Raw genomic sequence first — 12,393 nt, 5'->3', positions numbered from 1 at the left:
TCAGGACACATCCGGCCGATGCCTCGCGCAGCGCGGGGTGAGCCCGCGCCTGGACCCGCGGCCTGGGCGGAGCCGCGTCAGCCGAGCGCGGCCACCGCGGTGCGCAGGTCGGCGACGAGACCGTCGTAGGCGCCCTGGCGGTCGTCGTCGGGCACCCGCAGCACCGCCGAGGGGTGGATCGTGCCCAGGAACGTCTTCTCCCCGCGCGAGGTCGACAGCCGCAGCACCTGACCGCGGTCCTTGGTCACGCGGAAGTCCTTCGGCAGCAGCGCCTTCGCCGCGGTCGCCCCGAGGCACACGATGACGTCGGGGTCGACGGCGGCCAGTTCGGCGGCCAGCCAGGGGCGGCAGGCGCCCACGTGGCCCACGTCGGGACTGGCGTGGATGCGCCGCTGGCCGGGGGCCTTCTGCGTGAACCGGAAGTGCTTGACCGCGTTCGTCACGTACACGTCGGCGCGGTCGACGCCCGCCTCCTCGACCGCGCGCTGCAGCAGGCGCCCAGCCGGGCCGACGAAGGGGATGCCGCGCCGGTCCTCCTGGTCGCCGGGCTGCTCACCGACGAGCGCCAGGCGCGCGGTCGGGGAGCCGGCGGAGAAGACGACCTGCGTCGCGGGCTCCCACAGCTCGCAGCCCCGGCAGCCCGCCGCCGCCTCCCGCAGCTGCCCGACGTCGGCGCCCGCGGGCACCCACTCCTGCGCGCCGGGTCGCTCGACCTTGGTCGCCATCCCTGTGCCCACCCTCACCTCCGGGCCCGCCGGCGGCGGGCGCTCACGACCAACCTCCACCCCCGCACCGGCCGGCGCCCGGCGACGCACGGGCTCAGCGGTTGCCGCCGCCGTCGGGCAGGTCGTTGCCGACCGCCAGGGTCGCGCTCGCGCGGCGCACGGCCCGGTCGGCCCCGCTGGGGTGCGCGGCGAGCACGTCGTCGAGGAACCCGTACTGCACGACCAGCTGCGCCGTCGCCGACGTGCGGGGGCCACGTCGCAGGTGCCACCACCAGTCGGCGATGTCGCCCCAGCCCGGCGCCGACAGCGACCCGCCGAACTGCTGCACCGACAACCCCGCGCACAGGTTCGCGAAGGACAGCCGGTGCGCCAGTCCCCACCCGGCCAGCGTCCCGGTGAGGAACCCCGCGCCGAAGACGTCCCCGGCCCCCGTCGCGTCGAGGGCGTCCAGCCGCAGGCCGGGGACCTGCGCCCGCTCCCCCGTGCCCGCGTCGACGGCCAGGGCGCCCTCGGACCCGCACGTCACGACCGCCACCGGGACCCGTTCGGCGAGGGCCGCGACCGCGGCGGACGCGTCGTCGGTCCGGGTGTAGCGCATCGCCTCGACGTGGTTGGGCAGGAACGCGTGGCAGTGCTCCAGCCCGGCCAGCACGTCGGGGTTCCACCGCGTGGAGGAGTCCCACCCCACGTCGGCGAACACGAGCGAACCCTGCTCCCGCGCCCGCAGCACCCACGGCTGCGGGACGGCGGCCAGGTGCACGAGGGCGGTGCGCGCGGCGGGCACGTCGGCCGGTTCGTCGAGCGGTGCGGGGTGCTCGTGGGTGACCATCGCGCGGTCGCCGCCGTAGGCCAGCGACACCGTGACGGGAGAGTGCCAGTCCCCGACCCGGTAGGAGGTCGACAGGTCGACACCCTCCTGCTCCCCCAGGGTGCGCCAGCAGAACTCCCCGTAGGCGTCGGTGCTGAACGCCGCCGACAACGACGTCGACAACCCCAGCCGGGAGGCGGCGACGGCCATGTTCGCGATGCCGCCGGGGCACGAGCCCATCCCCGACGTCCACACCTCGGTGCCCAGCCGGGGTTCGGAGTCCAGCCCGGTCATGACGATGTCGAGGAACACCGTCCCGCGGACGTGGACGTCGAAGGGGGGTGTCGGCTGCACCCCGGCATGTTGCCAGCGGCGCTCGGGCCGGACCAGGGGGAGGATGGCGCCATGGAGCACAGAACCCTCGGCAACAGCGGGACCTCGGTGTCGAACCTCGCGCTCGGCACCATGACCTTCGGCCGCGAGAGCGACCGCGACGTCTCCTTCGAGCAGCTCGACACGTTCCTGGCCGCCGGCGGGACCCTCGTCGACACCGCCGACGTCTACGGCGGCGGGGTCTCGGAGGAGATCATCGGCGCATGGCTGGCCGAGCGACCCTCCGACGTCACCGAACGGGTGGTGCTGGCCACCAAGGGCCGGTTCCCCACCTCCGGCGAACCCAACGGCGTCGGCCTGTCGCGCCGGCACCTGACCCGTGCGCTCGACGCGTCGTTGCGCCGGCTGGGCGTGGACGCCGTGGACCTGTACCAGGTGCACGCCTGGGACCCGTGGACCCCGCTGGAGGAGACCCTCGCCACGCTGGACTCCTTCGTCCGCGCGGGCAAGGTCCACCACGTCGGGTTGTCGAACTTCACCGGGTGGCAGCTGCAGAAGGCCGTCGACGTCGCCGACGTGGGCGGGTACTCCCCCCCGGTAACCCTGCAGCCGCAGTACAACCTGCTCGTCCGCGAGATCGAGTGGGAGATCGTCCCGGCCGCGGAGGAGAACGGCCTCGGGCTGTTGCCCTGGTCGCCGCTGGGCGGCGGCTGGCTGTCCGGCAAGTACACCCGCGACAGCACGCCCACGGGGTCCACCCGACTCGGGGAGAACCCCGACCGCGGGGTGGAGGCCTACGCCAAGCGGAACGCCCAGGAACGCACGTGGGCGGTGGTGGACGCCGTGCAGCGCGTCGCCGAGCAGCGCGGGGTGCCGATGGCGCAGGTCGCCCTGGCCTGGTTGTCGGCGCAACCCGCCGTGAGCTCGGTGATCCTCGGGGCGCGGACGACGCAGCAGCTCACCGAGAACCTCGGGGCGGCCGACCTGGAGCTGGAGGCCGCTGAACTCGCGGCCCTCGACGAGGCGAGCGACCCCGAACCCGCCGACTACCCCTACGGCGGGCCGGGGTCGACCCAGCGCTCGCGCAAGCTCACCGGCGGGCGCTGACCCGCCGGGGACCGCACGTCAGTCGGCCGGCGCCTGCTGCCCCATCGTCCCGGGGTGGTGGGCGTCGTCCGCCTCGTGCGCGGGCGGTGTCTCCTCCCACCCGCGGTGGGCCTCGGCGGCCAGGCGCTCGGAGTTCTCCAGGTGCTCGGCAGCGGAGACCTGCTCGGCGTCCGCCCCGCCCGGGTTCTCGTCCTCGTGCGTCACGACCTTCTCCTCCCTCACCGCTCGCGCGGCTTGTCGTCCGCGGCGACGGCCTCGCGCCGCCCCATCGGTTCGCTCGGCCCGACCGTCGTGTCCTTGTCGGTCTGCTTCTCGGACTCGGCGTTGACCTCCGCGCCCAGCAGGATCGCGTAGCTCGTCAGCCACAGCCACATGAGCAGGATGACGACCCCGGCGCTGGCGCCGTAGTTCTTCGTGTAGGAGGTACCGCCGGCCACCGAGATGTAGACCGAGAAACCCGCCGACACCACGAGCCACAGCACGGTGGCGACCGCGGCTCCGACCGAGACCCACTTCACGCGCGGCGCATCGCGGTCCGGCGCGACCCGGTAGACGACCGCGAGGGCGATGGCGATGAGCCCGAGCAGGAGCACCCAGCGGAGCACGTTGACGACCACGGTGACGACGCCCCCGGCGCCCAGGGCGCTCAGCAGCACCGGCAGGACGCCGATGAACGCGATCGCCAGGAGCATGAAGACGATCGCCCCCAGCGTCAGCAGCAGGGCCGTGCCCTTCAGCCGCAGGAAACCGCGCGTCTCCTTCTCGTCGTAGGCCAGGTTCGTCGCCGCCATGAGGTTCTGCACCCCGCTGGAGGCGCTCCACAGCGCCAGCAGGACCGCGACGACCGCGGTGACACCGGCCGCGGACTTGCCGTCGGAGATGGTGCGCACCTGGTTGACGACGAGGTCGCGGGCCGCGTCGGGGATGGCCTCGATCCCGTTGATCTGGTCCGCGATCGTCTGGGTGTTGCCGAAGATCCCCCAGACGAGGAACGCCGCGGTCAACGCCGGGAAGATCGCCAGGAAGGCCTTGAACGCCACCCCGGCCGCGAGCAGGGGCACCTGGTCGTCCTTGGCCTCGGCCCAGGCCCGCTTGGTGACGGCGAACCAGCCGCGGCGCGGGATCTGCTGCGGGGACTCGGCCCGTTCCCCGTGGTCCCCGCGGCCCTCGTGCTGCACCGTCGGGTCGTCGCGCTGCGTCGTCCTGCTCATGGCACACAGGGTGCTCCGAACCCGCCGTTCCCGCACGGCGGCGCGAAACCGCGAGCTCCAGGGGTCGCGCGGCACCGGAGCGGCAGGTCAGGCGGCGGCGGCCCGTCCGGCGACGAACGAGGCCCAGAGGGCGGCGTAGGCGCCGTCGCGCTCGAGGAGGTCGACGTGGCTGCCCTGCTCGAGGACCCGGCCGTGGGCGAGGACGACGATCCGGTCGGCGCGGGCCGCCGTCGAGAGCCGGTGCGCCACGACGATCGTCGTGCGCCGGCTGGCCGCGGCGTCGCTGGCCGCGGCGATGGCGGCCTCGGCGGCGGGGTCGAGCGCCGCCGTCGCCTCGTCGAGCAGGAGGACGTCGGGGTCGACGAGCTCGGCGCGGGCCAGGGCCACGAGCTGGCGCTGGCCCGTGGACAGGTTGCGGCCCCGCTCCCCGACGACGAACCCGTACCCGCCGGGCAGGGCGGCGATGGCGGCGTCGGCCCCGACCGCGGCGGCCGCGGCCCGCACCTGCTCGGACGTGGCGCCGGGACGGGCGTAGGCGATGGCCTCCTCGACGGTCCCGTCGAACAGGTAGGCCTCCTGCGGCACGACGCCGAGCCGCTGTCGGTAGCCGGCGAGGTCGAGGTCGCGCACGTCGGTCCCGTCGACGAGGACGCGCCCGGCCGTGGGGTCGTAGAACCGCGCCACGAGCTTGACGACGGTCGACTTGCCCGCCCCCGTCTCCCCCACCAGCGCCACGGTCTCACCGGCCCGCACGTGCAGGTCGAGCGCCGTCACCGCCGGCCGCTCGGTGCCCTGGTAGCGGAACTCGACGCCCTCGAGGCGCACGTCACCGCGCAACCGCCCCACGGGTGCCGCGTCCTGCGCCGCGGGCACCGTCGTCGGGGTGCGCAGGAGGTCGCGGATCCGGCGCAGGCCCACCGCCGCCTGCTGGTACCCGTCGAAGACCTGGGACAGCTGCTGCACCGGGGAGAAGAACAGGTCGACGTAGAGCAGGAACGCGACGAGCACGCCGACGGTGATCCGGCCCTCGCGGACCAGGGCGCCACCGGCGACGAGCACCAGGGCCGCCGTCGCCTCGTTGAGGAACTGCACGAAGGGGAAGTACGTCGCGATGTACCGCTGGGCCCGGAGCCGGGCCTGCCGGTACGCCCACCCGCGCGCGTGGAACCGTTCGGCGTCCTGCCGGCCCCGGACGAACGCCTGGCTGACGCGCACACCCGCGACGGACTCCTGGAACTGGACGTTGACGGCGCTGACGCGCTCGCGCGCCTCGGTGTACGCCGGGCGCGAGCGGGAGCGGAACAGCAGCGTCGCGACGACGAGGACCGGCAGGACGGCCAGCACGACGAGGGCCAGCTCCGGTTCCAGCAGCAGCATCGCCACGAATACGCCGACCACGGACAGCAGGCTCACGAGCGTCTGCGCCACCCCGCTCTGCAGGAACTGCGAGAGCGCGTCGACGTCCGTCGTCATCCGCGTCATGATGCGACCGGCCTGCTCGCGCTCGTAGTAGTCCAGGCCCAGGCGCTGCAGCTGCGCGAACGTCTTGAGCCGCAGGCTGAACAGCAGCCGCTCGCCAGTGCGGCCGGTCACCCGGCCCTGCCCCACCGTCACGAGCCAGTCCAGGGCCACGACCACCGCGGCCACCGCCGAGGCGACGAGCAGCGCTCCCAGGTCCTGCCCGGCGACCCCGTCGTCGAGACCGTCCCGGACGAGCTGCGGCAGGAGGAGCTGGGCCACCGCGTCCCCCGCGACGAGGAGCATCCCCGCCACCAGCGCCCACCGGAACGGGCGCAGCAACCGGCCGAGGGAGAACCGCGGGTCGTGCCGCTCGACGGCGGCCACGTCCACGTCGGGCACGTCCGTGGCCGGCGGCAGGGCCTCGATGCGGCGGGCCAGCTCGGAGGAGACGGGCAGGCCGGCGTCGACGGCGGCCCCCGCGGCGGACCGGCCGGACCGGCGCGGGGCCGGGACGGACCGGGACGACGCCGGCTGCGACTGCGGCTGCGACGGCGACGCGTCGCGGAGGACCCGGTCAGCGGCGGGTGCGGGGGTGTCGGGGCCGGCGTCGAACAACCGCTGGAAGACCTCGCAGCGGGCGGTCAGCTCCGCCTCGGTGCCGGTGTCCACCACCCGGCCGCCGTCCAGGACGACGATCCGGTCGGCCAGCCGCAGCGTGGAGCGGCGGTGGGCGACGAGCAGGACGGTCTGCCCGGCGGGCCGCCCGGTGGCCAGGGCCGCCAGGATGCGCTGCTCGACGGTCGGGTCGACGGCGGACGTCGCGTCGTCCAGCACGAGCACGCGGGGGGCGGCGAGGAGCGCGCGGGCCAGGCCGATCCGTTGGCGCTGCCCCCCGGACAGGGTCAGCCCCTGCTCCCCCACGAGGGAGTCCCAGCCGTGGTCGAGGGCGTCGACGAACCCGTCGGCCGCGGCGGTGCGCAGCGCGGCGCGCACCTGCTCGTCGGTGGCCTCGGGCACGGGGTAGGCGACGTTCGCGCGCACGGTGTCGGAGAACAGGAACGTCTCCTCGAACACCATGCCGACGGCCCGGCGCAGCTCCTCGGGGTCCAGGTCGCGCACGTCGACCCCGCCCACCTCGACGCTGCCCGCGTCGACGTCGTGGAAGCGGTCGAGCAGCGCCGTCAGCGTCGACTTGCCCGACCCGGCCGTCCCGACGACGGCGACCGTCCCGCCGGCGGGGACCTCGAAGGAGACGTCGCGCAGGACGGGCCGACCCGGGGCGTGGGCGAACCCCACCTCGCGGAAGGTCACCGCCAGCGGCCCCTGCGGCAACCGGGCGGTGGGGGTGCGGTCCGGGGCCAGGACGGTGGGCCGGGTGTCGACGACCTGCAGGACGCGCTCCACCCCGGCCCGGGCCTGCTGCCCGATCGTCAGCAGCCCGGCGAGCTGGCGCACGGGCGAGACGAGGCTGCCGAGGTAGGTGGAGAAGGCCAGGAACGTGCCCACCGTGATGTGCCCGGTGAGGGCCAGCCAGCCGCCGAACAGCAGCACGCCGACCTGCCCGAGGGCCGGGACCGCCTGCAGGGCGGGACCGTAGCGCGCGTTGTACCGGACGACGCGCATGCGGTCGGTGAACAGGTCCCCCACGACGCGCTCGAGGCGGGCCAGCTCGGCGGCCTCCTGCCCGAAGCCCTTCACCACCCGCACACCGGTCACCGCCGCCTCCACGCGGGCGGCGACCTCGGCGGCCCGGGCCTGGGCGGCGAAGTTGGCGGGGAACAGGTCCCGGCGGCTGCGCCAGGCGATCCAGAACAGGGCCGGCCCGATCGCGAGCGCCACGAGGGTCAGCGGCGGGGACAGCGCCGCCATGACGACGAGGGAGACGACGAACAGGACGGCGTTGCCCGTGACGTTCGGCAGCCAGGCCAGCAGGCCCTGCACGAGCTGGACGTCGCTGATGGACCGGCTCACGACCTGCCCGGTGGACAGGCCGTCGAGCTGGCGACCGTCCATGCGCTGCACCGCGGCGTGCACGTCGCCCCGCAGGTCGTACTGGACGTCGAGGGAGAGCCGGCCGGCGGTGTAGCGGCGGACGAACCCCAGCGCGTAGACGAGCAGGCCCGCGACGACGAGCAGGACGGCCCACGGCCACAGCGATCCGCCTCCCCCTGCGCCGTCCCCGCCACCGGTCCCGACGACCTCGTCGACGACGTGGCGCACCACGAGCGGGACGAGGGCGGTGACGACGTAGGACACGACCGCCGCCCCGAACGCCAGGGCCAGGTCGCGCGGGTGCCGGGCGCAGTACCCGGCCAGTCGGCGCAACCACCCCGCACTGGACCGGTTGCCCCGGGAACGTTCTGACGGCACGGTTGACGACGGTAACCCCGGGCTGCGACACATGCCCCGTGAGCTCCGCGAGCCCTGTCCCGCTGTCCGTCCTCGACCTCTCCCCCGTCGCCTCGGGCCGTCCACCGGCGAGCGCGCTGCACGAGAGCGTCGCCCTCGCGCGCGCCGTCGAGGCCCTGGGGTACCACCGCCACTGGGTCACCGAGCACCACTCCTCCCCGGCCGTGGTCTCGGCTCCCGCCGTCCTGCTCGCCGCGCTCGCCGCCGCGACGACGACCCTGCGCGTGGGGGCCGGCGGGATCATGCTGCCCAACCACTCCCCGCTGCACGTGGCCGAGACGTTCCGGGCGCTGGAGGCCCTGCACCCCGGCCGCGTGGACCTGGGGCTGGGCCGGGCCCCGGGCACCGACGGGCGCACCGCGCTGGCGTTGCGCCGGTCCCGGCAGGCCCTGGCGGCCGACGACTTCGCCGAGCAGTACGCCGAGCTGCGCGGCTACGTGGAGGGCTTCGCGCCCGCTCACCCCTTCGCGGGCACCACGGCGATGCCGACGGGCGTGCCGCTGCCGCCGGTGTGGGTCCTGGGCTCCAGCGACCACGGGGCGCGCGTCGCCGCGCAGCTGGGGACGGGGTACGCCTACGCGGGCCACTTCGGCGCGCTCGACCCGGCCGACCCGCTGCGCGCCTACCGGGACTCCTTCGTCCCCTCCGGCCCGCGCCGCGCCCCGCACGCGCTGCTGTCCGTGGCGGCCCTCGTCGCCGCCGACGCCGGGCGGGCCGACGAGCTGGCCCGCGCCGCGACCCTGGCCACGGTCCGGCTGCGCCTCGGGGCCCCCGCGCCGCTGCCGACGCCGGAGGAGGCCGCCGCGCACCGGTGGACCCTCGCCGAGCGCAACGTCGCGGGACGGCTCGGGGACCACCTGGTCGCGGGGACCGCCCCGGACGTGGCGGGACGGCTGGCGCGGCTGGCGCTGCGGACCGGCGCCGACGAGCTCCTCGTCGTGACGAACGTCCACGACCCGGCCGAACGGGCGGCGTCCTACGCGCTGCTGGCGCAGGCGTGGCCCGGGGCGTGGGCGGCGGCTCGCGCCGCGTGAGGCCGGAGCTGCTCGCTGCGCCGGACGGGTGACGGCCTCGCGGTGCCTCAGCTACGCATCGTGACGACCGATGGGCCGACATGATCAGCCTCGAGAGCGCCACCTGGGGCTCGCCGGCCGTCACCACGCCTGCGCCCGTCCGCACCGGGACCACCGCCGAGCGCGAGCACGATCGCGAGCGCCGCCGTCGCCCGGCGATGGTCATCCGCCGGCCCACCGCCGGGGAGACCGTCGAGGTCGGGCCGGCCGATCCCCTGCACCCCGCCGGCCGGGTCGACATCTACCTCTGAGCCGTCCCCACCCTCGGGGGCACCTCGTGCCACGTCGCGCCGGCGACCCGGCCGCCGGAGACGTCGAGCTCCAGCCAGGTGCAGGCCGGCTGCCGGCGCCGGTCGGTGGGTGAGCCGGGGTTCAGCAGCCGCAGACCTCGGGGGGTCGTGGAGTCCCACGGGACGTGGCTGTGCCCGAACAGGAGCACGTCCACCGCACCGGCCCACGCGGCGTCGCACCGGCGTTCGCGCCCGGCCCTGCCCCCCGTCTCGTGGACGAGGCCGAAGCGCACGCCCTCGAGGGTGAACGTCGCCGTCTCCTCCAGGTGCCCCCGCACGTCGGGGCCGTCGTTGTTGCCCGCGACCCCCACGAGCCGGGCCGATCGCGCCCGCAGCGCGAGCACCGTCGCCTCGTCGCACCAGTCCCCGGCGTGCGCGACGACGTCGGCCGCCTCGACCGCCGCCCACACCGGTGCCGGCAGGTCCTTCGCCCGCCGGGGCAGGTGGGTGTCGGCGACGACGACCAGTCGCGCCACGCTCAGCCCAGCTGCCGCACCCGGACGGTCTCGGGCAGTCCGCGCAGCAGGCGCCCCACCTCCTCGGAGGCGTGGGCGGCGATGTCGGTGACGACGTAGCCCAGGTCGCCGCGGGTGGCGAGCTGCTGGCTCTCGATGTTCACCCCGGCCTGGGCCAGGACGGAGTTGATGGCGGCCAGCACCCCCGGCACGTTGCGGTGCAGGTGGGCCAGCCGCACGGTCCCGGGGGTGGCCTCGGCCCCCAGCGTCGGCAGGTTGACCGACAGGGTCGTCGCCCCGTGCAGCGCGTAGTCGCGCAGCTTGGCGGCCACGAACCGGCCGATGTCCTCCTGGGCCTCCTCGGTGGACCCGCCGACGTGCGGGGTGAGGATGACGTTGGGCAGGCCCCGCAGCTCGGACTCGAAGGCGTGCCCGGACCCCTTGGGCTCGGTGGGGAAGACGTCGATGGCGGCCCCGGCGATGTGGCCGGACTCGACGTGCTGGCGCAGCGCGACGTGGTCGACGACGAAGCCGCGCGAGAGGTTGAGGAAGATCGACCCCGGCCGCATCCGGGCGAACTCCTCCTCGCCGAAGAAGCCGCTGTTGCTGCTGCGGCCGTCGACGTGGAGGGTCACGACGTCGGCGACCTCGAGGACCTCGTGCAGGCTGCCGCAGCGGCGCGCGTTGCCGAGGGCGAGCTTGTCGGTGCGGTCGTAGAAGAAGACGCTCATGCCGAGCGCCTCGGCCACGACCGACAGCTGCGAGCCGATGTTGCCGTAGCCGATGATCCCGAGGCGGCGGCCGCGGACCTCGTGCGAGCCGGCGGCGGACTTGTCCCAGACGCCGTCGTGCATGGCGCGGTCCTTGACCGTCAGCCGGCGGGTGAGGGCGATGATCTCGGCCAGGGCGAGCTCGACGACGCTGCGCGTGTTGCTGTACGGCGCGTTGAAGACGGCGACGCCGTGGGTGGCCGCGGCGAACAGGTCGATCTGGTTGGTGCCGATGCAGAAGGCGCCGACGGCCCGCAGGTCCGGGGCGTTCTCGAGGACCTTGGCGCTCACCTGCGTCTGCGAGCGGATGCCGAGCAGCTGGACCCCGTCGAGGCGTTCGAGCAGCTCGTCCTCGTCGAGGGCGCCGGGTGCGGTGTCGACCTGCCAGCCGGCCTCGGACAGCAGCGCCCGGGCATCGGCGTGGACGTTCTCGAGCAGCAGCGCACGTCCGGTGCGGGCCGGGGCGAGGTCGGGGGCGGGCACGTGGTTCCTCCAGCGGCGGGGCGGTCGGGGGTCCAGTCTCCCGCACGGGGCCCGCACCGCGGGCGGGGGTGCCGCCCGTCCGCGGCCGCCGGACGGATCGCGCTCACGGTGCGTCATCGCAGGTGCTCGCGGGCCTTCGGGTGGATTTCGCGACGCCACGCTCCCCGCGCGGCTCGACCGGGGACGAGGCGTTGCCGCGCAATCGATCGCGGCGTCCGGCCCGCACCCCGGGGACCGGGCCGCACTGCGCAGGCCGGGTAATCGTTCTCACTGTCCGTGACGACGGCTGAGGTGTTCTGCGTTGCCGGGTCGCAACCGCCGTTCCTCCCCTCGCGCGACGGACGAGGGGACCCGACCCGATCCGGGTGGAGAGGAGCCCGACGCGTGGACCCGCCCCCCGTCACCTTCTCGATCACCCCGCGGTGGGGTTGCCGGCCGTCCTCGGCGTCACGGCGGTACCGCAGCACCCCCGCCCGCGTGCTGCGGACGGCGCTGGTGGCCCTGGCGCTCCTCGCGCTCGCCTGCGCGCGGCGGGCGTTCGGCTGAGCGCCCCGCGGGTCGGGGGTCAGCCGGCGGCGACGGCCTCGTCGACGGGGGTCGTCCCCGAGGACAGGCCCAGCACGCGGGCCGGGGGGTCGGCGGCCACGAGGCGGTCCAGCAGCGCCAGCGCCACGGCCGCCACGTCGGCGCGCGGGACCGTGCCGCCGTCGACGTCCGGGGCCAGGTGCACCGCGCCGGTCCCCGGGTCGTCGAGCAGCCCGGCCGGGCGCAACGCGCACACCCGCAGCCCCGGACGGGCCAGGAGGTCCTCCTCGGCGGCGAGCTTGGCCCGCAGGTAGGCGAGGAAGACGTCGTCGACCCCGTCGGGGGTGGCGCCGTCGCGGACCCGGTCGACACCGATCGAGGAGACGAGCAGGTAGGCGGGGACGCCGGCCCGTTCGGCGGCGTCGGCCAGCAGCACCGCCGCCCCGCGGTCGACGGTGTCCTTGCGCGCCGCGCCGCTGCCCGGACCGGCCCCGGCGGCGAAGACGACGGCGTCGGCCCCGGTCAGGTCGTCCGCGAGCCGCTGCGGGCCGTCGGGCCCGGACGCGAGGTCCTCGAGGTCGCGCACGAGCGCCGTGACGCCCAGCTCCCGCAGGTCGGCCTCGTGGGCGGGGTCGCGGACCAGGCCGACCACCTCGTCCCCACGGTCGGCGGCCAGCCCCCCGAGCAGCTGGGCGATCTTCCCGTGTCCTCCGGCGATGACGATGCGCACGACCGGCACCGTA

The 12,393-nt window shown here is 75.5% G+C and carries 12 protein-coding genes; 4 read left to right on the top strand and 8 right to left on the bottom strand.

Annotation, left to right across the window (positions count from 1 at the left end):
- Window positions 1-77 precede the first annotated feature (77 nt).
- Window positions 78-725: a UdgX family uracil-DNA binding protein gene (locus tag AB2L28_RS15150; RefSeq protein ID WP_370719815.1), complete on the bottom strand. Its 648-nt coding sequence runs from the start codon at window positions 723-725 to the stop codon at window positions 78-80.
- A 94-nt stretch (window positions 726-819) separates the two neighbouring features.
- The gene (locus AB2L28_RS15145; protein ID WP_370719814.1) at window positions 820-1,887 is read right to left on the bottom strand and encodes a PfkB family carbohydrate kinase; all 1,068 of its coding nucleotides are present in this window, start codon (window positions 1,885-1,887) and stop codon (window positions 820-822) included.
- A gap of 51 nt (window positions 1,888-1,938) precedes the next feature.
- Between AB2L28_RS15145 and AB2L28_RS15140 the strand changes: the two genes are divergently transcribed.
- Window positions 1,939-2,973 (top strand): aldo/keto reductase, encoded by a 1,035-nt coding sequence (locus tag AB2L28_RS15140; protein WP_370719813.1) that lies wholly within the window; start codon window positions 1,939-1,941, stop codon window positions 2,971-2,973.
- An 18-nt stretch (window positions 2,974-2,991) separates the two neighbouring features.
- On the opposite strand, the gene AB2L28_RS15135 is transcribed toward AB2L28_RS15140, so the two are convergent.
- The 3 genes from AB2L28_RS15135 to AB2L28_RS15125 form a co-directional block, all read right to left on the bottom strand.
- Window positions 2,992-3,177: a hypothetical protein gene (locus AB2L28_RS15135; RefSeq protein ID WP_370719812.1), complete on the bottom strand. Its 186-nt coding sequence runs from the start codon at window positions 3,175-3,177 to the stop codon at window positions 2,992-2,994.
- Between the two features lie 14 nt (window positions 3,178-3,191).
- Complete coding sequence (locus AB2L28_RS15130; protein WP_370719811.1) at window positions 3,192-4,184, bottom strand: YihY/virulence factor BrkB family protein; 993 nt, start codon at window positions 4,182-4,184, stop codon at window positions 3,192-3,194.
- An 87-nt stretch (window positions 4,185-4,271) separates the two neighbouring features.
- Complete coding sequence (locus AB2L28_RS15125; RefSeq protein WP_370719810.1) at window positions 4,272-8,048, bottom strand: ABC transporter ATP-binding protein; 3,777 nt, start codon at window positions 8,046-8,048, stop codon at window positions 4,272-4,274.
- Window positions 8,049-8,053: 5 nt separating this feature from the next.
- Between AB2L28_RS15125 and AB2L28_RS15120 the strand changes: the two genes are divergently transcribed.
- Both AB2L28_RS15120 and AB2L28_RS15115 read left to right on the top strand, forming a co-directional pair.
- Complete coding sequence (locus AB2L28_RS15120; RefSeq protein WP_370719809.1) at window positions 8,054-9,088, top strand: LLM class flavin-dependent oxidoreductase; 1,035 nt, start codon at window positions 8,054-8,056, stop codon at window positions 9,086-9,088.
- 80 nt (window positions 9,089-9,168) lie between these two features.
- Entirely contained in the window at window positions 9,169-9,378 is a 210-nt protein-coding gene (locus AB2L28_RS15115) for a hypothetical protein (RefSeq protein WP_370719808.1), read from the top strand.
- Here the strand turns inward: AB2L28_RS15115 and AB2L28_RS15110 are convergent.
- Together AB2L28_RS15110 and serA are read right to left on the bottom strand one after the other, a co-directional pair.
- Window positions 9,369-9,893 carry a metallophosphoesterase family protein gene (locus AB2L28_RS15110; RefSeq protein WP_370719807.1) on the bottom strand — a complete coding sequence of 175 codons (525 nt, stop codon included), beginning with the start codon at window positions 9,891-9,893 and terminating at the stop codon, window positions 9,369-9,371. The genes AB2L28_RS15115 and AB2L28_RS15110 overlap by 10 nt on opposite strands.
- A gap of 2 nt (window positions 9,894-9,895) precedes the next feature.
- A complete protein-coding gene (gene serA, locus AB2L28_RS15105) occupies window positions 9,896-11,125 on the bottom strand; it encodes a phosphoglycerate dehydrogenase (protein WP_370719806.1) in 1,230 nt (409 codons plus the stop codon).
- Window positions 11,126-11,509: 384 nt separating this feature from the next.
- Here serA and AB2L28_RS15100 point away from each other — a divergent pair, with 384 nt between their 5' ends.
- Window positions 11,510-11,671, top strand: coding sequence for a hypothetical protein (locus AB2L28_RS15100; RefSeq protein ID WP_370719805.1), 162 nt, complete (start codon window positions 11,510-11,512; stop codon window positions 11,669-11,671).
- 19 nt (window positions 11,672-11,690) lie between these two features.
- Here AB2L28_RS15100 and AB2L28_RS15095 read toward each other — a convergent pair whose 3' ends face one another.
- Entirely contained in the window at window positions 11,691-12,380 is a 690-nt protein-coding gene (locus AB2L28_RS15095; RefSeq protein WP_370719804.1) for an NAD(P)H-binding protein, read from the bottom strand.
- Between the last annotated feature and the right edge of the window lie 13 nt (window positions 12,381-12,393).

Source organism: Kineococcus mangrovi, from assembly GCF_041320705.1.
In the GTDB taxonomy this organism is placed as follows: Bacteria; Actinomycetota; Actinomycetes; order Actinomycetales; family Kineococcaceae; genus Kineococcus; species Kineococcus mangrovi.
The sequence above is the reverse complement of the archived record's forward strand: the minus strand, read 5'-3'. Positions and strand labels throughout refer to the sequence as shown.